The sequence below is a fragment of the Methylomonas fluvii genome (assembly GCF_014850975.1).
In the GTDB taxonomy this organism is placed as follows: Bacteria; Pseudomonadota; Gammaproteobacteria; order Methylococcales; family Methylomonadaceae; genus Methylomonas; species Methylomonas fluvii.
Genome location: NZ_JACXST010000001.1, coordinates 456,480 through 481,289 on the forward strand (window position 1 = coordinate 456,480; position 24,810 = coordinate 481,289).

Annotated in this window: 23 protein-coding genes; 9 read left to right on the forward strand and 14 right to left on the reverse strand. The window is 53.0% G+C overall.

What is annotated here, in order from left to right; translation table 11 throughout:
- Window positions 1-134: 134 nt before the first annotated feature.
- The 5 genes from guaA to EBB_RS02170 form a co-directional block, all read right to left on the reverse strand.
- Entirely contained in the window at window positions 135-1,721 is a 1,587-nt protein-coding gene (guaA, locus tag EBB_RS02150) for a glutamine-hydrolyzing GMP synthase (RefSeq protein WP_192392261.1), read from the reverse strand.
- Window positions 1,722-1,792: 71 nt separating this feature from the next.
- Window positions 1,793-2,752: a class I SAM-dependent methyltransferase gene (locus EBB_RS02155; RefSeq protein ID WP_225587203.1), complete on the reverse strand. Its 960-nt coding sequence runs from the start codon at window positions 2,750-2,752 to the stop codon at window positions 1,793-1,795.
- Window positions 2,753-2,836: 84 nt separating this feature from the next.
- Complete coding sequence (gene guaB, locus EBB_RS02160) at window positions 2,837-4,303, reverse strand: IMP dehydrogenase (RefSeq protein ID WP_192392262.1); 1,467 nt, start codon at window positions 4,301-4,303, stop codon at window positions 2,837-2,839.
- Window positions 4,304-4,379: 76 nt separating this feature from the next.
- Window positions 4,380-4,865, reverse strand: coding sequence for a hypothetical protein (locus EBB_RS02165; protein ID WP_225587204.1), 486 nt, complete (start codon window positions 4,863-4,865; stop codon window positions 4,380-4,382).
- A 9-nt stretch (window positions 4,866-4,874) separates the two neighbouring features.
- Window positions 4,875-5,465, reverse strand: coding sequence for a CPBP family intramembrane glutamic endopeptidase (locus EBB_RS02170; protein ID WP_192392263.1), 591 nt, complete (start codon window positions 5,463-5,465; stop codon window positions 4,875-4,877).
- Between the two features lie 87 nt (window positions 5,466-5,552).
- On the opposite strand from EBB_RS02170, the gene EBB_RS02175 reads away from it, so the two are divergent.
- From EBB_RS02175 to EBB_RS02200, 6 genes are all read left to right on the forward strand, one after another.
- Window positions 5,553-5,825, forward strand: coding sequence for a YcgL domain-containing protein (locus tag EBB_RS02175; protein WP_192392264.1), 273 nt, complete (start codon window positions 5,553-5,555; stop codon window positions 5,823-5,825).
- Between the two features lie 109 nt (window positions 5,826-5,934).
- Window positions 5,935-6,954, forward strand: a complete 1,020-nt coding sequence (locus EBB_RS02180) for a DUF2333 family protein (RefSeq protein ID WP_192392265.1) — start codon at window positions 5,935-5,937, stop codon at window positions 6,952-6,954.
- 7 nt (window positions 6,955-6,961) lie between these two features.
- Complete coding sequence (locus EBB_RS02185; RefSeq protein ID WP_036272969.1) at window positions 6,962-7,264, forward strand: DUF4389 domain-containing protein; 303 nt, start codon at window positions 6,962-6,964, stop codon at window positions 7,262-7,264.
- 6 nt (window positions 7,265-7,270) lie between these two features.
- Window positions 7,271-8,362 carry a DNA polymerase IV gene (gene dinB / locus EBB_RS02190; protein ID WP_192392266.1) on the forward strand — a complete coding sequence of 364 codons (1,092 nt, stop codon included), beginning with the start codon at window positions 7,271-7,273 and terminating at the stop codon, window positions 8,360-8,362.
- A 99-nt stretch (window positions 8,363-8,461) separates the two neighbouring features.
- Window positions 8,462-9,853, forward strand: a complete 1,392-nt coding sequence (locus EBB_RS02195; protein ID WP_192392267.1) for a bifunctional glycosyltransferase family 2/GtrA family protein — start codon at window positions 8,462-8,464, stop codon at window positions 9,851-9,853.
- Between the two features lie 35 nt (window positions 9,854-9,888).
- A complete protein-coding gene (locus EBB_RS02200) occupies window positions 9,889-11,277 on the forward strand; it encodes a hypothetical protein (protein ID WP_192392268.1) in 1,389 nt (462 codons plus the stop codon).
- 242 nt (window positions 11,278-11,519) lie between these two features.
- On the opposite strand, the gene EBB_RS02205 is transcribed toward EBB_RS02200, so the two are convergent.
- Together EBB_RS02205 and EBB_RS02210 are read right to left on the reverse strand one after the other, a co-directional pair.
- The gene (locus tag EBB_RS02205; protein WP_223146786.1) at window positions 11,520-12,191 is read right to left on the reverse strand and encodes a glutathione S-transferase family protein; all 672 of its coding nucleotides are present in this window, start codon (window positions 12,189-12,191) and stop codon (window positions 11,520-11,522) included.
- A gap of 178 nt (window positions 12,192-12,369) precedes the next feature.
- Window positions 12,370-13,122, reverse strand: coding sequence for an SDR family oxidoreductase (locus tag EBB_RS02210; protein ID WP_192392269.1), 753 nt, complete (start codon window positions 13,120-13,122; stop codon window positions 12,370-12,372).
- 127 nt (window positions 13,123-13,249) lie between these two features.
- Between EBB_RS02210 and EBB_RS02215 the strand changes: the two genes are divergently transcribed.
- Window positions 13,250-14,158 (forward strand): LysR family transcriptional regulator, encoded by a 909-nt coding sequence (locus EBB_RS02215; RefSeq protein WP_192392270.1) that lies wholly within the window; start codon window positions 13,250-13,252, stop codon window positions 14,156-14,158.
- A 490-nt stretch (window positions 14,159-14,648) separates the two neighbouring features.
- The gene (locus tag EBB_RS02220; RefSeq protein WP_225587205.1) at window positions 14,649-15,206 is read left to right on the forward strand and encodes a C40 family peptidase; all 558 of its coding nucleotides are present in this window, start codon (window positions 14,649-14,651) and stop codon (window positions 15,204-15,206) included.
- On the opposite strand, the gene EBB_RS02225 is transcribed toward EBB_RS02220, so the two are convergent.
- The 5 genes from EBB_RS02225 to EBB_RS02245 form a co-directional block, all read right to left on the reverse strand.
- Complete coding sequence (locus tag EBB_RS02225) at window positions 15,203-15,874, reverse strand: NAD(P)H-dependent oxidoreductase (protein WP_192392271.1); 672 nt, start codon at window positions 15,872-15,874, stop codon at window positions 15,203-15,205. The genes EBB_RS02220 and EBB_RS02225 overlap by 4 nt on opposite strands.
- 1 nt (window position 15,875) lies before the next feature.
- The gene (locus EBB_RS02230) at window positions 15,876-16,628 is read right to left on the reverse strand and encodes a DUF5765 domain-containing protein (RefSeq protein ID WP_192392272.1); all 753 of its coding nucleotides are present in this window, start codon (window positions 16,626-16,628) and stop codon (window positions 15,876-15,878) included.
- Between the two features lie 174 nt (window positions 16,629-16,802).
- Entirely contained in the window at window positions 16,803-19,010 is a 2,208-nt protein-coding gene (locus EBB_RS02235; protein WP_192392273.1) for a primosomal protein N', read from the reverse strand.
- Between the two features lie 400 nt (window positions 19,011-19,410).
- Window positions 19,411-19,908, reverse strand: coding sequence for a disulfide bond formation protein B (locus EBB_RS02240; RefSeq protein WP_192392274.1), 498 nt, complete (start codon window positions 19,906-19,908; stop codon window positions 19,411-19,413).
- Window positions 19,909-19,978: 70 nt separating this feature from the next.
- A complete protein-coding gene (locus EBB_RS02245) occupies window positions 19,979-20,932 on the reverse strand; it encodes a universal stress protein (protein WP_192392275.1) in 954 nt (317 codons plus the stop codon).
- Between the two features lie 319 nt (window positions 20,933-21,251).
- Here EBB_RS02245 and EBB_RS02250 point away from each other — a divergent pair, with 319 nt between their 5' ends.
- A complete protein-coding gene (locus tag EBB_RS02250) occupies window positions 21,252-22,472 on the forward strand; it encodes a potassium/proton antiporter (RefSeq protein WP_192392276.1) in 1,221 nt (406 codons plus the stop codon).
- A gap of 28 nt (window positions 22,473-22,500) precedes the next feature.
- Here the strand turns inward: EBB_RS02250 and EBB_RS02255 are convergent, their stop codons facing one another.
- The gene (locus EBB_RS02255) at window positions 22,501-23,205 is read right to left on the reverse strand and encodes a potassium channel family protein (RefSeq protein ID WP_192392277.1); all 705 of its coding nucleotides are present in this window, start codon (window positions 23,203-23,205) and stop codon (window positions 22,501-22,503) included.
- A complete protein-coding gene (locus tag EBB_RS02260) occupies window positions 23,202-24,806 on the reverse strand; it encodes an NAD-binding protein (protein WP_192392278.1) in 1,605 nt (534 codons plus the stop codon). The genes EBB_RS02255 and EBB_RS02260 overlap by 4 nt, the downstream gene beginning before the upstream one ends.
- Window positions 24,807-24,810: the final 4 nt, after the last annotated feature.

Genomic DNA, 24,810 nt, shown 5'->3' on the forward strand with positions numbered 1-24,810 from the left:
CCGGTAGTCAAAATAATTGACTACCGGCTTGGGAGAAACAATGAATAAGCTATTGCACGGAGCAAATTTTCACACTCCGCGATTGCACTGACCGAAAGTCATTTTCAAAGTTCCATTTTAATTTGAAGCTGCTGCTACTCCCACTCTATCGTCGCGGGTGGCTTGCCGGAGATGTCGTAGGTGACGCGGGAAATACCCGGTACCTCGTTGATGATTCGGCGTGAGATCAAGTCCAGAAAATCGTAAGGCAAATGTGCCCAGCGCGCGGTCATGAAGTCTATGGTTTCGACAGCGCGGATCGCCACCACGTAGTCGTATTTGCGGCCATCGCCCATGACGCCCACCGATTTAACCGGCAAGAACACCGCGAAGGCTTGGCTGACTTTGTGGTACAGGTCGTGGCGATACAGCTCTTCGATGAAAATCGCATCGGCTTGGCGCAGCAAATCGGCGTATGGTTTTTTAACTTCGCCGAGAATGCGCACTCCCAGGCCGGGGCCGGGGAAGGGGTGGCGGTGGATCATGTCGGCCGGCAAGCCCAGCTCCAAGCCCAGTTTACGTACTTCGTCCTTGAACAATTCGCGCAAGGGCTCGACCAGCTTCAACTTCATGTTTTCGGGCAGGCCGCCGACATTGTGATGCGATTTGATCAGATGCGCCTTGCCGCTTTTGGCGCCGGCCGATTCGATCACGTCCGGGTAAATGGTGCCTTGCGCCAGCCATTTGGCGTCGGTGAGTTTGCCGGCTTCTTCGTCGAAGATGTCCACAAACAGGCCGCCGATGATTTTGCGTTTTTGTTCGGGGTCATTAACGCCGGCGAGTGCAGTCATGTAACGGGCTTCGGCATCGACGCGGATTACCTTGATACCCATATGTTGGGCGAACATCGCCATCACCTGATCGCCTTCGTGCAAGCGCAGCAAGCCGGTGTCGACGAATACGCAAGTCAGTTGTTCGCCGATAGCGCGATGCAGTAAAGCCGCCACCACTGAGGAATCGACACCGCCTGACAGACCCAAAATCACTTGATCGCTGCCGACTTTTTCGCGCACAGCAGCGATGCTGTCCTCGATGATATTGCTGGCATTCCACAACGCTTGACAACCGCAGATTTCCAACACAAACCGGCTTAAAATCCGCCCGCCTTGCTTGGTGTGAGTCACTTCCGGGTGGAATTGCAAGGCATAGAAGTGTTTGTCTTCGTCGGCGATGCCGGCTATCGGCGCACCGTCGGAGCTGGCGATTAATTTAAAGCCGGTCGGTAATTCGACGACACGGTCGCCGTGGCTCATCCACACATCCAATAAGCCGAAACCTTCCGGTGAGGCATGATCTTCGATGTTCAACAACAATTTGGAATGGCCGCGGGCACGAATCTGCGCGTAACCAAATTCGCGGTGATCGGACGATTCTACTTTGCCGCCTAGCTGCTCGGCCATGGTTTGCATGCCGTAGCAAATACCCAGAACCGGCACGCCCATTTCAAAAACGACTTGCGGCGCGCGCGGCGTGTCGCTGCTGGTCACGGTTTCCGGGCCGCCGGAGAGGATGATGCCGTTGGGCGCAAAGTTTTTGACTTCATCGGCACTGCAATCGCAGGAATAGATTTCGCAATACACACCAATTTCGCGGATGCGACGGGCGATCAGTTGCGTGTACTGCGAGCCGAAGTCGAGAATCAGGATCTTGTCGGAATGGATATTGGTCGCGTGGGATGACATGACGGAAAACCTTTCAAAAATGGAGGGTGGGCCGACTACGAGCCCACCGGAAAATCTAAGTGACGAACGTACTACAAGCCCCGATACAACTGATCGAGCAGACTTTTATTGTTATCGAAACCTTTGACGTGCCGATTTTCGAGCAGCGAACGCGTCATACGTTTGATAAACCGCAAATAAGGGGCCGCGCGCATGTAATGCCGTAAATTGCTATGGCCGCGTACAATCGCGGAAATTCGTTCGGCATTTTCTGGGATTCCCCAGCTCATGGCTTGGTCGGCAGGGTGTTCTGCTTTTTTGAAAAACATCGTCACATTACCGCCGTCTTCGGAAAACACATGTCTATCCTCGATCAGACCGGCTTTTTCACCCATGCGGCGCAGTGTCGCCAAATTGAAATTGTACAGATGCGCCTCATGAAAAGTGCTACTCGGCGATTGGCAAGTGGCTTCTATGTTCGGTACTTCCACTACCAACACGCCGTCCGGTTTCAACAAGCTGCGCAACTTGCCCAACACAAACAAAGGGTCTTCGGTGTGTTCCAATACGTGCCAAATGGTGATCACATCAAAGCTGTTCTCTGCGAACTGCGCATCTTGAATAAAGCCAAATTGCAAATTCAGATCGTATTGCGCGGCGGAATATTGGCCGTAACCCTTGTTCGGTTCGATGCCGTGCAGATCGTGGCCCAGCGATTTGATTAAATAAGCAAACTCACCGCCGCCGGTGCCCACGTCCAGTAGAGTTTGCGGTTTATGCAATAAGTGTTTGATTTTTTCATGCCTGGCCAGCGCAACTCGGCCGGCGCGCAGGATGTGTTTGGCTTTGGGGGCGTAGGTGTTTTTGTACTCCAGCCGATAATCTTCTTCGTAAAACTGCCGAGGATCGTGCGGAAACGGATCGCTCCAGACCAGTCCGCAGTCCTTGCAGATGACGCTACGCAACTCGGCGCCGCTACGACTGCGCATGGATAACACGGCAACGTGGTTGCCGCCGCAAAGATTGCATGGAGTTGAAGATGTTTCGGACATTAAGCTACTTCTGTGATTTGTGTTCGATTAAAGCGGGTCAACGCGAAAGGCGCAGGCCCGAGAGTAAAAGCTTGAGGGCCGGATTTAGTTCATATGGTAATTCGGCGCTTCCTTGGTAATCGTCACATCGTGGACATGGCTTTCGCGCATGCCGGCACTGGTGACGCGCACAAACTGGGCGTTTTCGTGCATCAACGCGATGGTGCTATTGCCGGTGTAACCCATACTCGAGCGGATGCCACCCAACAATTGATGCACAATCGCCAGCACGCTGCCTTTATATGGCACCCGGCCTTCAATACCTTCCGGCACCAATTTTTCCACTTGATCGGTATCTTCCTGGAAATAGCGGTCGCTGGAGCCCTGCTGCTGCGACATGGCGCCCAGTGAGCCCATGCCGCGATAAGATTTGTAGGATCGGCCTTGGAATAATTCCACTTCGCCAGGCGCTTCTTCAGTGCCGGCAAACAAACCGCCCAACATTACCGCATGCGCGCCGGCCGCCAAGGCTTTGGCAACGTCGCCGGAATAACGGATACCGCCGTCGGCAATCAAAGGTACGCCTGTTCCTCTTAACGCATCCGCTACATTGCTAACGGCAGTAATTTGCGGCACGCCGACACCGGCGACAATCCGCGTGGTACAGATAGAGCCCGGACCAATACCCACTTTGACGCCGTCTGCACCCGCTTCGACCAATGCCAAGGCGGCCGCTGCGGTGGCAATATTGCCGCCGATAACCTGGACTTGCGGGAAGTTTTGTTTTACCCAACGTACTTTATCCAGCACGCCTTGCGAATGGCCGTGAGCGGTATCGACGATAATGACATCGACGCCAGCTTCCACCAACGCGCCAACCCGTTCTCCGGTATCCGCGCCAGTGCCGACCGCCGCACCGACGATCAGTCTTTCCTGTTCGTCCTTGCAGGCTTGCGGATTGTCTTTAGCTTTTTGAATGTCTTTTACGGTGATCATGCCGCGCAAATGAAAGGCATCGTTGACGACCAGCACTTTCTCGATGCGGTGCTTGTGCAGCAAGTCTATGACTTCCTTGTGCTTAAACGACTCATGGACCGTTACCAGTTTGTCTTTCGGCGTCATGATCGAACGAATCGATTCGTCCAGCCGGGTCTCGAAGCGCAGATCGCGGCTGGTGACGATGCCAACCAATTCTTCGCCATCCACCACGGGCACGCCGGATATATTTTTAGCGCGGGTTAATTCCATTACTTCGCGAACCGTGACGTTGGGCGACACAGTGATCGGATCTTTAATCACGCCGCTTTCGTATTTTTTAACGCGTCTGACTTCCGCCGCTTGCTGCTCGACAGTCATATTTTTATGAATGATGCCGATGCCGCCTTCCTGAGCAATAGCAATGGCCAGGCGGGCTTCGGTCACCGTATCCATTGCCGCGGACACTAGCGGGATGTTCAGCTTAATTTTGCGAGTCAGCTGGGTTTTTAGTTCGACTTCGCGCGGGAGTACGCTGGAGTGGGCGGGCACCAATAAAACATCGTCAAAGGTGAGAGCTTCTTGAATGATTTGCATAATCACACCGGGTGGCTAATCGTAAATAAGCCAGCCATTGTACAACTTAACCTGCAATCCGAAAAATCGGAAATAGTCAATGGTATTTAGGTCCGTGCTGGTTTTTGCTTGAGAGCGCAGCCGCAATGGCTAAATATTCGCTGGTATTGGGCTTATGCAGGAAAATCCCCAGTACACCCATCGCACTGAAAATATACAAGGTGTTAAATCCATCGCCGAGAATGAACATCGCGAAGCCGAACAAGCTCACGAGTTCGATCAAAAACTGCGTGACAACTATTGTAGACAAGTAGCGCTGCTTGGCGGTTTTCGGTCCCGGCATGGTTTGATTCAGACGCAGCAGGATGTGCCGCAGCAGTTTGGTAACAGGAAACAACAAAATCGCTAAGCCGTAGAGCACACTCCTGATCAGCACTCGTTGCGCTTCGTCAATGCCTAGTTGCAGTTCGCTGGCCCAGAGATGGCAAGCCAGGTTGTAGCCCACTACCGTTAGCAACGCGCCTGCACAGATAAGCCAGTGCGGACGCAGGTCTTCGGCTGATGGCTGGGATCGAGCGGACATCGAGAACTCCTAACAAGCGCGGTTGCGGTAATCGCGGAGGATAACAACAAACGCCACAAAATCATAAACAGCATGAATCACCATGGGCACCAGTAGATTGCGTTCGCCACCATAATCCAGCATTACTCCCATATACAAGCCCATTAGCATCGCTAAAACCGCGTATAGCGGTGTGACCGCATGCACCAAGGCAAACAACAGATTGCTAGCCCACAAGCCTACGCTTGCGCCCCAGCCGTTTTCCAGCCAGGGTTGCAAGAAACCGCGAAACAGCGCTTCTTCAGCAAAGCCGGCAATCGCCGCCAGTATCAGCAAATCGGTCCAATGCCGGTATGCCAGCCTGGCACCCAAGGTTTCCAGCAGTAAATCGCGAATCTTTTGGATTGGCGGATAGCTCAGCTGTTGCATCGCAAAAAACAATACCAGTAGTGGCCCGGTTGCTAATAAACCAATACCCAATGCCGCCTCGGAAAACGCCAGACTGGCGAACGGATCAAGGTCGGCAAGCCAGCCTAAAGCCAGCGCCAATACCGCTAAAGAACCCTCGAAATAACAGGCAATTCTGAAAAAAGCGTTTGAAGCGGCAGGCTGGTTTTCCATGGCATTGGGCTTTAGGCAAACGGGGGACTGAAAATTCTAAACAAAAACCATTAGAATTGGCAGCATTAGCGATCACAGATCATCATCATGCAATGTTTCATCTATAAAAGCCTGAAAAAAGACGAACTCTATTTATATCTGGACAAAAAAGACGACTTTTCCGCCGTACCGGAAGCCTTGTTCAAAAGCCTTGGCCGCTTAACATTTGTGATGGAGTTGCAGTTGAGCCCGGATCGCAAATTAGCCAGGGAAAATCCGGAAAAAGTCATGGCCAGCCTGCAAAGCAAAGGCTTTTTCGTGCAATTGCCGCCGACATTGATCAGTGCCATGCCAGCGTCGCTGGACAAGCACCTGCACTGAAATCGGGCGCGCCATATTGGTATATCCGTGCTAACATGCTCACAAAAAATCTTTATCGGAAAGCACGGTTTTTGCTCACTTATTTTAGTCAGACCAGGATACGCAACACATGTCAGATAATCCATTAGCTTACGAAGACGCAAAGTCTAAGGGCATACTTTGGGGTTTTGGTTCGCTGTTAGCCGTTGTTCTGATTATCATGCTGGTGTTAGGTGAATGGTGGAGCCGGGAGCCCGAGCAATTCAGCGTTCAGGACGAAGCGATCGAACGGATGAATGTCACACATACCGATCAAATGCCGATTGGCTATGTGTATGCCAACACCTTGGCGCATATCGCCGACGTGATTCTGTTCAAATCCGGCGGCTACTTGTCCAACGACGTAGCCCCGCCCGGACTGTTTTGCGATAACATTCAAAACTTCGAATACGGCGCACTGGTCATGTTGCGCGACGGCACCACCGCATTGCGTAACCATTTCGCCCGCGACCAATCGCAATCCGCGGAAGATCCCGATTTGGCAAAAGCCGAGCCTTACTTTTACTACGAACGTAACTCCTGGGCCTTGCCATCCACCGAATCGGAATACGTAAAAGGTATCGAAGCGCTGCACGCTTACATGGTTCGCCTGCAAAACCCGTCTTCGACTTCAAAAGCCGCACAGTTTCACTCCAGAGCCGATAACCTTTGGCAATATACCGAAGTTGTCATCAAGCGGCTGGGCGGTCTCTCCACCCGTTTAGCAGCCAGTACCGACAAATTTTCCGGTGCTACCCACGGCGACCCCTCCAATCCGGTCGACATCAATATGCCTACCATCGGCCAAACGCCCTGGATGGAGATCGATAACGTTTTTTACGAAGCGCGCGGCTCCTGCTGGGCCCTGTTACATATTCTGAAAGCCATCAAGCATGACTTTTCCGACATTCTGCTGGACAAGCGGGCGATGAATACCTTGGACAATATGATCCAGGCCCTGGAAAACGCCTTGTCTCCTACCTTGAGTCCGGTGGTATTGAACGGCGACGGTTTTGGTATCTTCGCCAACTATTCGCTGGCGATGGCTAACTACATTGCTCGCGCCAATGCCGCTGCGCTGGACTTGCGGGACGTGATGAACAGAGGTTAATGGCATCATGCAGGAACAAATTAACGAAAATCTGAAAAAAATCGAGACCTGGAAACGCATCATTTTCATGCTGATTTTCGCGGCCATCGACAGCTTGGTTAAACTGCTATTGTGGCTGGTGATTTTATTGCAGGTCGGTTCCGTGCTGTTTACCGGTGACGCTAACGCGAATATCCTCAACTTTGGCCGTAGCCTGTCAACTTACCATTATCATATTTTGCTGTTTTTGACTTTCAATACCGAGCAACTGCCGTTTCCATTTTCCGATTGGAACGAAACCGCCAAACTGGAATTGCTCGGCAAGCAGTAAACCTCCATGGAAGCAGCGCCGCGCAAAATCATCCACATCGACATGGATGCATTTTATGCGGCGGTTGAACAGCGCGACCATCCCCAATATCGAAATAAGCCCATCATTGTTGGCGGCAAGCCCGATTCGCGCGGCGTAGTCGCCACCTGTAGTTACGAAGCCCGCCAATTTGGCGTGCGTTCGGCCATGCCTTCCACACATGCTTACCGGCTCTGCCCGCAAGCCATTTTCGTTAAGCCGCGTTTTGATGTTTACCGGGAAGCCTCCGAGATTATCCGTGGTATTTTCGCTCGTTACTGTGAGCGTTTCGAACCCTTGTCGCTGGACGAAGCCTATCTGGATGTTAGCGATAGCGAGCTTTACCAAGGCTCGGCGACTTTGCTGGCCAAGCACATCAAGCAGGAGATACGCAGACAAACCCAGTTAGTGGCCTCCGCCGGCATTTCCTACAATAAATTTCTCGCCAAAATCGCCTCCGACCTGGGCAAACCGGACGGCTTGTATCTCATTACACCCGAACAAGGCCCGGCGTTTGTGGAAAATCTGGCTATCGGCAAGTTTCACGGCATCGGCCGCGCTACCGAACAGAAAATGTACGACTTGGGCATCGTCACCGGCAAAGATCTAAAGCAACTGCCGCTGGCGGAATTGCAACGGCATTTCGGCAAAGCCGGCCAACATTATTACAATATCGCCCGCGGCATTGATCCGCGCCCGGTCAATGCCAACCGAGTGCGTAAATCGGTAGGTATCGAAACCACCTTCGACCACGACATCGCCGATTTGAGCACCATTCTGCGTTATTTGCAGGACTTGCTGGAAAAAGCCCTAGTCAGATTGGCGGAAAAACAGCTGACGGCTTATACGCTAACCGTGAAAATCAAATATCAAAACTTTGTGCAAATTACCCGTGGACGCACCTTAGCGGAACCGATCAGCGATAGCCCGACGACTAAAATGCTATTAACGGATTTGCTGAAAAATACCGGAGTCGGTACTACGAAAGTTCGCCTGCTGGGCATTACCTTATCCGGTCTGGAAAATGGTCATAGCCGCCTGCGCCAATATAGGCAAATGGATATGTTCGACCTGGGTTGAAATAGCTTCGCCGCAGCAAGACGCACTGGAATAGTTCTGCCGCAATCTCGTCCGTATTTACACATTCACTCTCTTTCATCGGAAGCTCAATTACCCAACATGTTCAATCAGTTAAAAATTGCCGTCCTTATTCCCTGCCATAACGAAGAAGTGTCTATTGCCAAAGTGGTAAGCGACTTCAAACTGGCTTTGCCGGATGCGGCTATTCATGTGTTCGACAACAACTCCAGTGACAACACCGCCAGCGAAGCGCGGTCGGCGGGTGCGATAGTGCGCCATGAAACCCAGCAAGGGAAAGGCCATGTCGTACGCCGCATGTTCCGGGACATAGATGCCGACTTTTACCTGATGGTGGACGGCGACGACACCTATGACGCCAGTTTGGCGCCGGACATGGTCAAGTTGGCCATGAGCGGGCCTTACGATTTGGTGAATTGTATCCGCCGCGAAACCGGCGATGCGGCATATCGGGGCGGACATCGCTTCGGAAACCGTCTTCTAACCGGCGTGGTAAGGCAAATTTTCGGCAATAGGATTCTGGATATGCTCTCCGGCTACAAGGTGTTTTCCCGGCGCTTTGTTAAGTCCTTTCCGGCGCTGTCCACCGGCTTTGATATTGAAACCGAATTGACCGTACATACACTCGAGTTGTCGATGCCGGCAGCCCACCTCGAAGGCGAATATCGCGGGCGTGCCGAAGGCTCCGAGAGTAAATTGCGCACCTATCGCGACGGCTGGCGCATCCTGATGCTGATTATCAGACTGGTAAGGCACGAGCGGCCCATGGTGTTTTTTGGAGTACTGGCAGGTTTGCTAGTCATGGCCGCCTTGCTGCTGATCTGGCCCGTGATCGTGACTTATCTGGATACGGGCTTGGTGCCCAGATTTCCGACAGCCTTTCTTGCTATGGGCATTATGCTGCTGGCCTCATTAAGCGTTTTTACCGGCACGATTCTGGATACCGTGACGCGCGGGCGCAAGGAGTTGCGCATGCTGACCTATTTGCAATACCCGGCACCGGCCTATGCGCCAATTGATAGCACCAATTCAGCCGCCATCCGGTCTGCCGACAATAATGCTTTAACTGGCGGCAACGACGATCTGCTCGGGCAGATGTGGCGCTTCGGATTGGTGGGTATCGTGGGTTATATGGTGAATGCCGGCTTGGTCGAGTCGCTGGTTCTCAACATGGGACCGCTACGCGCGCAAATGCTGGCTTTTCCGGCGGCCGTTACCGTCACTTGGTGGCTTAACCGGCGCTTTACCTTCGGCGCCAGCCGCCATGCCATACACCATGAATGGCTGCGTTATGTGCTGGCCAATATGCTGGGCTGGAGCGCCAATAACGGCGCTTACTTGTGGATGATTTTCAGCGTACCGCTGGCTTACCAACATCCAGCACTGGCAGTTGCCGTGGGTTCATTGGCCGGGATGGTGCTAAATTTTTCGGCCTCGCGATTACTCGTGTTCAAAAAAACTCGCGAAGTCTAATGGTATTGACCCAAAAAATAGGCGTGCTTGTGCGAATGCAGCGAATTGAATTGATTTTTATCGGCGGATTCTTAGCCCATTTCGGCATCATGTATCCGGGCTTCATGTGCTATGACGCGGTCAATCAAATCCTTGAAGCCCGCGAAGGCGTCTATTCCGACTGGCATCCGCCGTTAATGGCGCTTATTTGGCGCGTCACCGACAACATCGTGCCGGGCCCTGCGGGCATGCTGTTTCTACAACTCGGTTTGGTGTGGACCGGCGCCTACCTGACCTTTCAAGCCTTTTTTAAGCCCTATGGCGGCAAGGCCTTAGCGCCATTACTTGGCGCAATATTATTTTTGCCGCCGTTGTTCGGTATCAGCGGCGCGATTTTGAAAGACATGCTGATGTGGGGCGCGCTATTCAGCGCTTTTGGCATTGCGGGGCATATAAGAAATCATGACGAACAAACCCCGCGCATTGCGTTTCTGTTACTCGCACTGATAGTTTTGGTTTTATGGTTAGCCATCTTGATCAGACACAATGCATTGTTCGCAACAATCCCCATACTCAGCTTTGCTTTATATCGCTTATATCCCAAAAACAGCCTATTCGGCTTGGTACGCGCAGCCGTTCCTGGCGCGGCGCTTACGCTGATCTTATTTGTAGCGACCGGAGCGATAAACAACCGGCTTGCCGACCGACATACCTATCCCTGGGTCGCCAACGCCTCATTTGATATTGCCGGCGTTATCAAAAGGCTTGAAGATAAAGGCAGACAACAAGCTATTTTCGATCAATTGGCTGGCAGCCTAAATTCAACAGGTTCTGTCGAGCCCTTGCTAAAAGCCTATACGCCGATGTATTGGCGGGAGGTTTTCCGCACCAAGCCGCCCACCTTGCAGCTGCCAACAAATTCGATGGAATCGCAGATCCATGGCTTTGAAAGCCTCTCCGACCAGCAACGGCAAACCCTGCATACGCTGTGGATACACACCCTACTCGCAGAGCCGGTTTTATGGGTGCGTCACCGCTTAGCTGTATCGAAATATGTCCTGGGTCTGGTGCCGGATAACAGCTGGAGCCCGGTGATAATGGCTAAAGATTTTCCCAGCGACTTAGAACAAGTCTATGGTTCCCATCCGCAAACGACCAAATTACAGGAGTGGCTAGAGGCTGGTATGTCGAAGTATGTCGAATACTGGTTTTTTCAACCCTGGCCTTATTTCGTGCTGACAATTTGTCTATTTTTTGCCGCCGCATTTCGTGGCGTGACTGTCAATATCGAAGTCATTTGCCTAACTTCCAGCGCCATTCTGCATGAATTTGGCTTGATGCTGGCAGCCCCTTCACCCGATTTTCGTTACTCACACTACATGGTTTTTTGTAGCCTGCTTAGTTTGCTGTTACTGGCGCGTCCCTGGTTGGCAAAAGCCAAATAATACCTTGGCTTTTGCAGTTTGAGTATGCCAGTAGAAAATGACGGTTTCTGGAAGTGATGAATTGTCACAATAGACCCAAATCGATCTATCGCCTAAAGTGATTCAATGGCTGCAATTTGAACATTACCAGCCATAACTAACTTTCACCGATGATATACAGAATAGATAATCACATGATGATCAAAAATTATTTTTTCGAAGACCATTTTTTGGTAGATGTACGGAAACTAACGAATTCCTTGTTAGGCTGCAGCGATGAGCGCTCCTTGCTGACGGAGATGCGTCTGAAAACGATCGGCATAGTCTTCGACGACGGCATCCCTCACGCTGGGGCGCGCCGCAAGCGCCGTGCGCCAGCCCGAAATGCGCGGAAGGCCGTCGAAGATCTGATGCGCGACCGTCGCGTCGATGATTCCGAAGTAACGGAAGAGCGGGGCGTAAACCGCATCGACCATGCCAAAGGCCGCGCCGGCGAAATATGGCCCCGTGCCTAGTTCTGACTCCAGCTTGCCGAGCCGGTCGCGGAAGGCGGCGCGCTTGGCATCGGCGGTCTCAGAGTCGCGAGCGAGGAGGAACTGCCAGCCTTCGGCGAAGGTCTGGGTGGCAAACTCGATCCACGCGCGGTGCTGGGCGCGAGGCAGTGCATCAGCGGGGTACATCGGCACGCCGCCTTGCGTTTCGTTGAGGAACTCGCAGATGACCACGCTTTCGAACAGGGTCGCGTCCTCCGCATTAGCCTGGCGCACCTTGAGCAACGGCACCTTGCCGGTCGGCGAAAGTGCCAGGAACCAGTTTGGCCTGGCTGACAGATCGACGTTTATCCGATCGAATTCCACGCCCTTCTCAAGAAGCACGATCGCGGCGCGCTGGACGAAGGGGCACAGCGGGTGGCTTATCAGGGTAAGTACAGTCATAGTGATGTGAGGCTCTAGATGGTTTATGGAGGGGAAACAGGGCACGGTTTTTTCCCCGCGTACCGCTGTTTCCTGTGCTTGGACTGGGGGGCTGTCGCTCAGCGCTGAAGCAGGCCTTCAGCGCCTCGTTGACTCAGCCCGAGCCAAGTCGCTTTCGCCGAACGTCTGGGCTGCGCGCTTAACCATTCAGCAGGCGGCCGCCGTCAACGACGATTTCGGAGCCCACCGTCCAGCGCGACTCATCGGAAGCCAGATACAGCACGGCTTTGGCCACCTCGTCGGCCGTACCGAAGCGGCCAAGCGGAATGCTCGCCGCAATATCTTTGTTGACCTGGTCGCGGTACGCCTCAGGAATCCCGAGTTTGTCGTACAGCGGCGTCGCGACCGGTCCGGGGCTAACCGCGTTGACACGAATGCCGCGTCCCAGCAATTCAGTTGAAAGCGTCTTCGACATATTCAGGAACGCAGCCTTAGTGGCGGCATACACGGACGAGCGGTCTGCGCCTGCATGCGCGCTGACGGAAGTGGTGAGCACGACGGAGGCGGGATTCGCGAAGACCGGGAGCAGTGCCTGCAGCAGGAAGTAGGGGCCCTTGACATTGATGTCGAAAGAGCGGTCGAACATCTCTTCCGTCCATTCCTCGATGGGCAGCCAGACAGATACGCCGGCATTGAGGAAGGCAACGTCTAGTTGGCCGTAGTGGTCCTTGATGACTTGTGCCAGTTCCTTTTGCGCGGCGACGCTGGCCGAGTCGGCGCGCAGCACCAGAACTTCGGGTCCCAGTTCGGCTTGGGCCTTTGCGATCGAATCGGGATTGACGCCCGTGACGATGACGCGGGCGCCTTCCGCTAGAAACTGCTTTGCAGTTTCCAGCCCGATGCCACTGGTGCCGCCAGTGATGAGAGTACGTTTACCTTGCAAGCGTGACATTGATTTCTCCTGTGAATGACGACCGACATGGTCGACAAGGCGAAATGATGCGCTCATACTCATAAATAGATAAGATCGTACTTTTGTATATAATTCATGCTAAATCCGCATGAATGGAGGTAACGACATGGACCGACTTCTTTTGATGACATGCTTCGCGCGCGCCGTAGAAACCGGAAGCTTTTCCGCCGCAGGGCGCGACCTGGGCCTAGGGCAACCCAATGTCAGCCGCTATGTGGCAGCGCTGGAAGATCATTTGCAGACGCGTCTGCTCCACCGGTCCACGCGAAAACTGTCTTTGACGCCGGAGGGCCAACGCTACTACGCGGACATCCGGCGAATCCTAGATGCGGTGGATGAATCCGAATCGTCCTTCAGGAACAACGTCGAGCCATCGGGGCTCTTGCGCGTAGCCTGCCCGACGGCGCTCGCACACGCATTCGTATTGCCGCACGTACCGACGTTTTTGGAGCGGTACCCCCAATTGACGTTGGATCTTCAGCTCAACGATCGTTACGTGGACCTGGTCAATGAAGGGACCGAACTCGCCATTCGCATCGGACACCTGGAGGACAGCGCCCTGCGCGCTCGGCGTCTTGGATGGTACGACCGCGTCTTCGTGGCCAGCAAGGACTATCTGGCCAAACGCGGAATCCCGCAGACACCGGATGACCTGCGCGACCACGACTGCGTCATCTACACCTTGCTGGCGTCTGGCGCGACATGGCGCTTCCGGGACACTGACATTCCGGTCTCCGGCAGGCTCAGGGTCAACTCGCCCGACGCCGTAGGCGCTGCGGTCACGGCAGGTTTAGGGGTGGGACATGGACCTGCGTGGCTGTTTGAGGACGGGTTGAACAGTGGTCGATTGCAGTTCATCCTGACGGGCTATGCTGTTCCGCCCGTCCCGGTGCAGATCGTCTATGTGGCCAACAGACTGCTCCCCACGCGAGCGATCGTGTTCATGGATTTCATGGCTGACGTGTTTTCGAGGATTCCAGCCTTGAACGCCAACACCCCTTTGCCGACGCTGTAAGAGGAACGACTGTCTCACGGGTAGCCATTTCATTTCTGCTGCTGGTTTTTGTCGCACTGAATGTGCGTGCTCAGGGTCAAGGTATGGCTCCTGTGAAGGTCAGCGTTCCCGACGCGGCGGTTATTTTGTTGAACGGTAAGCCAGCGTCCCTTGCTGACATCGATGTTGCATTTCGGGCCGCGTCTGCCGCGAAGTTAGGCAGCCCGGTAGGATACGCACCGCGTACCCTCTGGCTTTTGCTACCATGAAGGCTCCAATGATACGCGGTGCGTGCCCTACATCTGAGTGCAATTAGCATTGATCAAGCGTTATACGCTCCGAACTGGACATACAGAAAGGAACCTCAACAGTCCGCTTTTGGCCGATCCAAGGCGTTCAATATCCGGACAGGGTTTACAAAATGCATAGCCAGTTAGCAATATACAGTGAGCGGACGGCGAATAGCCTGTCTATAATATGCAAATTGATGATTTTGTTGCCGATAAATCCGATGTCCATCTGTCTATCTTACCGCCGCGCTTTATTACTGCTGGTTCAGATAGTGGCGGTTGCCATGCTCAGCCAGCTTACCGGCTGCGCCAGCAAGGAAAAAGCGCCGCTGACGGTGTTGCCCGCCCCCGAAGGCGGCAACCGGATCGCAGCGAATGATGCGCTGCAATTACAAGGTGCCCCTTATGTTTACGGAGGGGAGTCGCCCAGCCAAGGCTTCGATTGCAGCGGTTTGGTGTATTACGTCTATAACCGCCAGGGGGTGCGCCTACCGCGCGACACCCAATCCTTAGCCAGACAATTGCCGGCCATACAGCCCGAGCAAAAACAACCGGGCGATCTGTTGTTTTTCACCACCGAGCGGCCGTTTTCGCATGTGGGGATTTATATCGGCGATGAACGGTTCGTGCATGCACCGAGTAGTCGGACCGGGCAGGTGATGGTGTCTGACTTAAGACAGCCGTATTGGCGGGAACGCTTTATCGGGGTGCGCCGTCCTGTGGCGCGTTACTCGCTGTCGCTGAACGACAGCGATTTCATTGGCTGCCGTCTGAATTAATCCAACCAGCGTACCACCGCATCGCGCTGTTGCCGGGTCTTCGGCCGCGCCGGCGGGTTTTTCCGGTAGCCGAAGGCCACCATATACGCCGCCGACCAGTGTTCTAAATTTACGTCGGCGTCTTCCGCCAAGATCCGTTCTACTTCCACACGCTCAAAACCTTCTATCGGACAGGAATCGATACCGATCAGCGCCGCCACCGTCATCATATTGGCCAGCGGCAGATAGGTTTGCCGGGTGGCCCAATCGGTTAGGGTGCGTTCGGAACCCAGCAAGTCAAAATCGCTGCGCTGAAATTTCTCGATCAAACCGCTACGCAGGCTGATGATGTCTTCCGGAAACTGCTGCACCTCGCGCATGATGTGTTGCAGATAGGCGCTGTCGTAGCGCATGAAATGGCTTTTGCGGACCAGCGTCAACACCACATGGCTGGCGGTAGGCAGCTGCTTTTGCCCACCCCAGGTAACCGCCCGCAGTTTTTCCCGTAATTCCGGGTTTTGCACGACCAGAAACTGCCACGGCTCCAGTCCAAACGAACTGGGCGAGAGCCTGGCAACTTCTAAAATAAAATCGAAATCCGCGCCGGCGATTTTGCGCTCGGCGTCGAATTCCTTACAGGCGTGACGAAATTGAAATGCGTCGAGAATATCCTGTTTACTGATAGCCATCTTACAAGCTGTCGCCAACTTCACGTTGATAAAACGGCCATTTCTTCACGTGCAAATGCTTTCTGATCGGAGTTTTGATCACCGACACGCACAGCGCAATCGAGAACAAACACCATACCGCGCAATACTCGTTCGGATCGTTGGTGGTGACGTCGGAAATCCAGGGGCCGATCAAATAATGGAAAGCCACGAAGCGCCAGGAACCATACATGATAGGTAGATAAAACGCCGCCAGGATATACGAAAACGCATGCAAGCCCCAATTAAAGCCAAACAACCAAGTCACGGGTTGCGACATCAAGCCGTTCAAAGGCATTTGCCAGGCAATGTGCCACTCGCCGGACACCGAACAGGTTTGTACACCGCAAAAGCCTTCAGTACCGGGCACGCAGTCGCCGGCCCAGGCGAACGGATACATTTTAATCAGCATCGCCAGCGAACTGATGGCACATAAGGTGTAAACCGTGGTTCTAATTTTTAATTTGACGCTTTCCGGAATGAAGTACATCGCCACCATATTCACGAAAAACGGTTGGAAAGCGATATGCAGATAACCGAGCAGGGTGAGCACCTGATTATTGGGGTTATCGCACAAATTGATATACACATACGTTGCCGCCTGTAGCAGTTCCATCAGGGCAAAATAAGTTAACGGAATCCATAATTCCTTGGATTCGCCTTTGTAAGCCACGTAAACGGCGGTTGTTAAACCTGCGGCAGCCAGAACGCCTGACGCTTCTCCACTCCAACACATTGAAAAATACCTTCTTTATTTTAGTTATAGGCATAGACACCTAGTTTGTAAGCGTGCAATCCAACGGCGCTTAAGTTACTGATTCAGATGTCTATGGGTTCTGCTACGGTCCATCGTAAAGGGCGGGAATTATTACATAAACCGGACTAAATCGCCGGATTTTGGCGGATCAGGCTAGTACAAGTCCACCGGATCGACATCCAGCGACCAGCGCACCTTCTTGGCTTGTTTCAGCGCATAAATGGCGGGCAACAAATTGTCCAGCAAATGGTGCAATTCTTTGCGCTGCGGACTCTGCAATAGCAACTGGTAACGGAACAAACCTGCGCGCCTGGCCATCGGCGCCGTCACCGGTCCCAGGACCTGCACTTTGCCGGGATTTAGCTCGCTGATTTTCTGACAAACCGCCTGTAAAAATTGTTGCGGCTCTTCGGCTTTGCCGGCTTGCGCTCGCAGCAAGGCCTGATGGCCGAAGGGTGGCAAGCCGGCCTGCCGCCGTTCCTGCAGCGCACTTTGTGCGAAAGCCCGATAGCCTTTGCTTAGCAAGGTCTCCAGCAAGGGATGTTGCGGATGCCGGGTTTGCAATACCACCTTGCCGGGTTGATCGGCGCGGCCGGCACGGCCGGCAACCTGCACGATCAATTGCGCCAGCCGCTCGCTGCCGTGGTAATCAATGCTGAACAGCCCGCTGTCTATATCCAGAATGGCGACCAGCGTTACCCCCGGAAAATGATGGCCCTTGGCGAGCATTTGCGTCCCGAGAATTATATCGACCTGGCCATCGTGAATCTGTTCCAGATACTGTTCCAGCGAACCTTTACGCTGCGTCGTGTCTCGGTCCAGGCGGACTATCGTCTTGTCTGGAAACAAGCTTGCCAGGGTCTGTTCGATACGTTCGGTACCCAAACCTAGCGCCTGTAGTTCGCCGGTTTTACAGGCCGGGCACTGCTTGAGCAAAGGTTGTTCGCTACCGCAGTGGTGGCAGCGCAGCAAGCGGTCGGCGGCGTGAATTACCAAATTGGCATCGCAACGCCGGCAGCGCGACACCCAGCCGCAGCCATGGCAAATCTGCACCGGCGCATAGCCGCGGCGGTTGAGAAAAATCAGCGCTTGTTGTTTTTTGGCCAGCGTGGCTTGAATTTCAGCCAACAACGGTTCGGACAGACCGGCTTGCATGCGTTTATTACGTATGTCCAATAACTGAAAACTTGGCGCAGTGGCATTGCCGGCCCGATTCGGCAAATGCAACAGTTGGTAGCGGTGCTGGGCGACGTTCGCCATGCTCTCCAGCGACGGCGTCGCCGAGCCCAGTAGTACCGGAATGCCTAAACCCTTGGCCCTGGCGATGGCGACGTCCCGCGCGGAAAAGCGGAAGCCTTCCTGTTGTTTGAACGAGCTGTCGTGCTCTTCGTCAAGAATGATCAGACCGGGGCGCGGCATCGGCGTAAACAACGCGGACCGGGTGCCGAGCATGATGGCGGCATGGCCTTGTTGCATGCTCAGCCAGGCCTGCAAACGCTGGTTATCGGTTAATTTGGAATGGGTGGACACCAGGTTCACCGCAAAACGCTTGAGAAAGCGCTGCTCCAATTGCGGCGTCAGACTGATTTCCGGCAGTAAAACCAGGACTTGCTTACCCTGCGCCAAGACCTTGGCGATGATCTGCATATACACTTCGGTTTTGCCGCTACCGGTCACGCCCTCCAGCAACGATACGGCAAAGCGGCCCAGGTTGGCGATGACCGCATCGATAGCGGCCTGCTGTTCGGGGTTGGCCGGTAAAGCGGTCTTAGTGACGGCTAATCCGGCTCCCGCAACGGGATCTTGCGCCATGACCAAACCCTTATCGAGCAAGGCCTTCAACGCCGGCTTATAGGCACTAAGCGCGGCACCTGTCATCGCACTACCGGTGGCCTGCAACAAAGCCAATAGTGCTTGTTGCTTGGGCGCGCGGCGTAATTGTTCCGGGGAAACCAGCTGACCCTGCGGGCTGAGGCCGAAACAGGGTTGGTGTTGCAGTAACGCCGGCCGGCCTTGGCGCAAGGCCACCGGAAACGCTGCAGCCAGCACTTCACCAATCGGGTGGTGATAATAGCGGCTGGCCCAGCGTAATAACCGGATGTCGGTGTCAGCCAATAGCGGCTGGGCATCCATAATGGCGATGGCCGGTTTGAGTTTATCTATCCGGACGCAGGAATTGTCCGCGACCGCTAGCAAAATCCCCACCTGCTGGCGCTTACCGAAGGGCACCAACACTCTGACACCCACTTGCCATGCGGGCACACTAACGCCGGCTGGCGGCAGATAATCGAATAAACCATCCAACGGAACTGGCACAGCAACTTTCAAAATTAAATTGCCGGAAGTCTCACAGTTAGGCATGTCTTGTGATGTTTTTTTGATATTAGCTAGCTAAGTCGTTAACAGGATTGAGGAATCTGAGTTACCCACAAAAGCTGTGGATAACTCTGTGGATAGGCTTTTGAGGGAAACGCTTAGTGTCGGTTTTTATTACACATTTGTTAAATTGTGCAAATTTAAGCCAGCTAATTTGCCGATTATAAATCAATGACTTAGGCAAAAAATTAATCTGTGTTAAATATCGCAGGCGTTATAGCAATGCCGGGCAGGCTATGCCCCGTTTTTGTGCATAACCTGTTGCGAAGCTGTATCGATTCGACGCGGTAACTGCTGAAATTGCAACAATGGGGTGCCGCGAAAAAATCAGGGGTCCGACACCGGCGGCTTTTGACATAGCTGAACCAATTTGCGAATCCCGTAGCTAGACGGGATCGGCATCGTTAAAAAACTGCAGGCTTGCCCAACCCGCCAACAACAAAAACGCGAATAAGGTCCAGGCCGGAATACTCAGTCCCAGCAAGGTCCAATCGATCTTCGCGCATTCGCCGGTGCCGGTGAGCATCAATTTGATCGTATCCGCCAGCGGGAAATGTTGAAACACGTATTCCAGCCCCGGACTGCATTCCGGCACCTCTTCGGGCGGCAGATGTTGCAACCAGACATGGCGGGCCGAAACGCTGGAGCCAATCAGCGCCGCGGCGGCACTGCACAGCGCGTAAACTTTGCGGCCGCGATTATGCAAACCACCGATTAAAAAAATCACGCCTGTCGCCAAAATTGCCAACCGCTGTGAAATACATAGCGGGCAAGGCTCCAGCTCTTCGACAAATTGCAAATAAGCACCGACCGCCAACAGCCCAGCGCAGGCGGCAAAGCCCAGGAAAAAACAAATACGTGGATTAAATTTTAAAAAATTCATTTTCTATGTCTTGGATTAATACGGAAGCTGCAAAACTTCGGTTTAGGGCAAAAGCTGACTCAAACCCTGTTCATGCCAAAGGAGAAACAAAACCGTCCGGCTTGACTGCGAGCACTGAACATTGGATACCGTTAAGGATAACTTCAGCAGTGTTGCCGATGATCAAACCTTTGATGCCGGTACGCGCCACAGTTCCCATCACCAGTAAGTTGACGTCCAATCTTGCCGCCAAAGCCGGAATATCATCCCGCGCACTCCCTCTGACCAAGTGCAGCTGTGGCGACAAGTAATTGTAAGCCTCATCGCCTATCCAATGCCGTAATTTAGCGGCCAAGCCATCGAGCCCGGACTGGTAGCGGACTCTTTCGGCTTCAATCTGCATTTCGACGGTTTTATGTGGAATATCGCCTGCCCACGCGCTCAGCATCGAGTCCCAAACGTGTACCAGATGCAGTTCGGCAAAATCGGCGAGCGCTACGGAACTGGCGAGTTCCAAAATTCTGCGGTTCAATCCGTCAATCGCCGCGTCCGCCGACCAGGGATCGAAATCGACGGCGGCCATAATTTTGGCAGAATTGGTTTTTTGTTCCGACCGCATCAACCAGACCGGGCGCGGGCACTTGCGCAGCAAATGCATGTCCGTACTGCCGAACAAATGATCATGGATACCATGGTCGCCAGCGGCCAATTTGATGACCAAATCATGGTCGCCATCCAGGGTCTGACGCACGATTTCGATAAAAGGGCTGCCAACCCGGATTTGCACATCAACGGGATTGACGCTGCTGTAGCCAAGCAGTAAAGCCTCCAGCTTATGGCGCTCCTGCTCGCGCAGCTGATTGTCGACTTGCTCCGGCGTGTAAAGGTCAAGCAAAGCGCCCAGACGCGGTTGTTCGACGACCTGTAAAAACGTCAATCTGGCTTGGTTATTTGCGGCCAGCGCCATCACCCGCTCGATAGCCGGACGCTGGTCGACGGCAAATTCGGCGACATACAGGATGTTTTTGAATCGGTTCATAGCCATGGTGTTTAGATCGTATAAATAGCCGGCATGCTTAGATTCCGACTATATTGTCGGCAATCGAAAGCCAATTTGGCGGCGGATGCGCGCCCAATACCAAAAATTTCCGTTTTCAGCTGGGCCATGCGCTTACACTCCGGCCTCAGACTTTACCGCTTCACGACAAGTGAGGCAATCGCCGCTGTTTACCGGCACGCCACAAATCGACGTGGGAAGTAAGACACGATTTGATCGGACCGAACATGCGTGCTTAGGCTTGCAAGATAGCTCATATACCCATACATCTTAATTACCATGAATTCCGGATCACAGAGAATCACCCATGCCCTCCATTGAATTAGTCAGCCTGGTTGGTGCCAGCTTATTATTAATCAGCGTGTTTTCCAGCAAACTGGCCAGCAAAGTGGGCATTCCTTCGCTGCTGTTTTTTCTATTGACCGGCTGGCTGATCGGCGAATTTGGCGGACCTGAACTGCATAGCCCGGAAATTGCAAAATTTATCGGCGATTTTGCGCTGATTTTTATTTTGTTTACCGGCGGCCTGGATTCGCATTGGCCCAATATACGCCCGGTGTTGTGGCAGGGATTATGCTTGTCCACTCTGGGCGTGTTTATCACCATGCTGCTACTGGGCGGTTTTGCCTGGTTTATCCTCGGCTCGTTCAGTACGTTTTCGCTGGGCGTGCATGGCATCACGTTGCCTCAAGGCCTGTTGCTGGCCGCGATCGTCTCTTCCACGGATGCTGCCGCGGTGTTTTCCGTGCTGCGCTCCAGTCACATCGTCTTGAAAGGCAAGTTGCAACCGTTGCTTGAGTTGGAGTCCAGCAGCAACGATCCGATGGCAGTGTTATTGACCGTTACCTTGCTGAATTATTCGACCGGGGCCGAATCGGCTTTTCTGGAAGGCGGCCTGTTTCTGGTTATGCAACTGTTGATCGGTGTGGCCCTGGGTTATGGCGGTGGGCGTTTCATGGTCTGGTTGCTGAATCACATGGGCTTAAGCTCGGCCGGGTTGTATGCCATCGCCTCCATAGCATTGGTGCTGCTTACGTATAGCGGCGCTACGTTTATGCATGGCAATGGTTTTCTGGCGGTTTACGTGGCCGGCATTGTGGCCGGGAACCGGGAGGTTACCCACCACCACTACATCAATGCCTTCCATGACAGCTTCGCCTGGCTGATGCAGATCATTATGTTTTTAACCTTGGGCATGCTGTCAGTACCCTATCGCGCCGAATTGTCGTCCTTGGCCAGTGTAGCCGTGGCTATCAGTTTGTTTCTGATGTTTGTAGCCCGCCCGGTCAGCGTCTTCATCAGTTTGCTGTGGGCCAAGATCAGTTTTAAGGAAAAGCTGCTGGTTTCCTGGGTGGGCCTGCGGGGTTCCGTACCTATCGTACTGGCAACTTTCCCGTTGGCGGCCGGTATCAAAGAGGCAGGAGAGATTTTTGTCCTGATCAGTTTTATTGTAGTGATGTCCGTGTTGATTCAAGGTTTTTCGCTAGCGGCTTTGGCGCGTTGGCTGGGATTGGCTGAGAAAAAATAAAATCGGCTGGGCGTAGTCCAAGTGCGAACTAGATTTTACAAAACTCATTTTCGACGTCCTTTTTAAATGCTCTAATTTCCCGCGAGGGCCCCAATATCACCAATATATCGCCAACACTCAATCGGCGATCAAATTCCTCCGCCACAAAATGCATTTGTTCGCTGACTTGTTTATTGACGATGCCGATCAGTATCAAATTGTACTGCGAACTTAAATGCAGCTGGGTGACATGGGCATTCTCTAGATAGCTGTTTTCCGGAATCGTCACCTCAGCCAGATGTAAATCGTGTCTGCCGAATACGGTGTGATCGAAAATATCATTGATGTCCGGCCGCTTCAGCATATCGTGAATTTTGCGCCCGCAGATTTCATACGGGTCGATAATCTTGTTGGCGCCCGCCGCTATCAGTTTTTCCGCCGACTCCGGACTATCGACAATCGCGACGATATTCAACGCCTTATCCAGCGCCCGCGCCGATAGCGTCAGAAATACATTTTCCGAGTCGGTATCGAAAAAGCAAAACAGCGTATCGATATGCGCACCAATCCCGATCAGCTTCAAATCATCGTCGCTACGGAAATCGATATTGGCGGTTTCGAAGCCGTTTTCCCGCGCCAGCGCCGCTTTGACCGGATCGTGATCGATCACGGTGATTTGATAGAGCTCTTTATCCAGCCGGCTAATCGCCTCGAACGACAGCCGGTTGTAACCGAATACGGCGATGTTTTTCATTTAGGCTGCCTGCTGAATAGGCGGCGTTGTTCCACCTGATCGCGAAAATGATCGATACCATACTTGCGGCCCAATAACACCAGCATGTCGCCGTGCCGCAGGATAAAGTCCACTTCCGGATTGAAATAAAAATGTTGCTGATTCACCTGGTATTTATTCTTATGTTTCAGATGAATCGGATTGTCGCTGATCACGCCCAGCAAGGTGAGCTTGCGCTGCTGCAAATCCAGTTGGCCGATTTTTTGATTATCCAGCGGCGACTTTTCGCTCACCAACACCGACTCCATCACGGTCTCGGTTTGATTGTGCAAAATGCCGGAGATAGCCTCGAAAGCGACGGGCTGACCCACAAATTCCGCCGCCAGCAAACCGGCAATCTCGAACGGCCTGATGACATTATCAGCGCCGGCCTGGTAGAGCTTATTGACGTTGTCGTGCCGGTTGGCGCGGGAAATAATCCGCAGGTTCTTATTCAAGTGCCGGCTGGTTAAAGTCACATAGACGTTAATCACATCGTCGCCGGTAATGCACAGAATGGCGCTGGCACCGCGGCAAATACCGGCGTTGATCAACACTTCATTGTTACTGGCATCGCTTTCTATCGCCAGATAACCGCGTTTCTTAGCCAAATCAATTCGCGCCGAGACTCTATCGATGACTAAAAATTTTTGTCTGTCGTTGTGTAAATGCCGGGCAATTTCCTGCCCGACCCGGCCAAAGCCGCAAATGATGATGAAATTGTCATAGCGGTCCAGTTCGGCGTAGGTTCTGGATTCACGAACCGACAACATTTTCTCGCTGAAAGCGGCGATCAGGATGGAGGTGAAAAACGACAACACGCCCAAGCTGGCCAGTATCAAAAAAATCGTCACCCAGCGCCCGCCGGTGGTTTGCGGCGTGATGTCGCCAAAGCCCACCGTCGCCAAGGTAACGATGGTCCAATAAAAGGCGTCGAATAAATTATGGATGCCGCTATCGGGCGCTTGGTACTCGAACATGTAAATCGACACGCTGGCGATAAACACCAAAAAGCAGGTGAAGATCAACAAGGTCATCAATTCGAAGCGTTTGCTGGCCAAGGCGTCGGCGAACAATTTGGCGCTATTGGAGTATCGAAATAGCTTGAATAGCCGAAAAATGATGAAGATACGCAGGATCGCCAACGGCCGGTAGCTGGGCAAAATAGCCAGAATATCGATAATCGCAAACGGCGAGGTGATGTACTCAATATCTCTGACAAAGGCTTTGCGAAATACCCCGAGCAGCTTGAAATCCAGATTTAAATACAGCGCTTTCTCGTATTCCTCGATGATGACTTTGTAGGTGTCCGAGTAAATCCAGCCCCTGATCAGATATTCGACGATGAACACCATCAAAATCGCCAGCTCGAAATAGCCGCCCATCTTGCTGTCTTCGTGTTCGATGTCGTAAATCAGAAAAATCACGCTCAAAATCAGCAAGCAGATCATCGTCGCGTCGAAATATTTCTTTTTGCGGCTATGGCTGTTTTCCAGCAGGTCGTAAAAAAACAGCTTGGCTCTGCGATACCAGTCGGCGGATTTTAAGTAGTAAGCGCAATAAACGATTAGTTTGGCTAGCATTTGG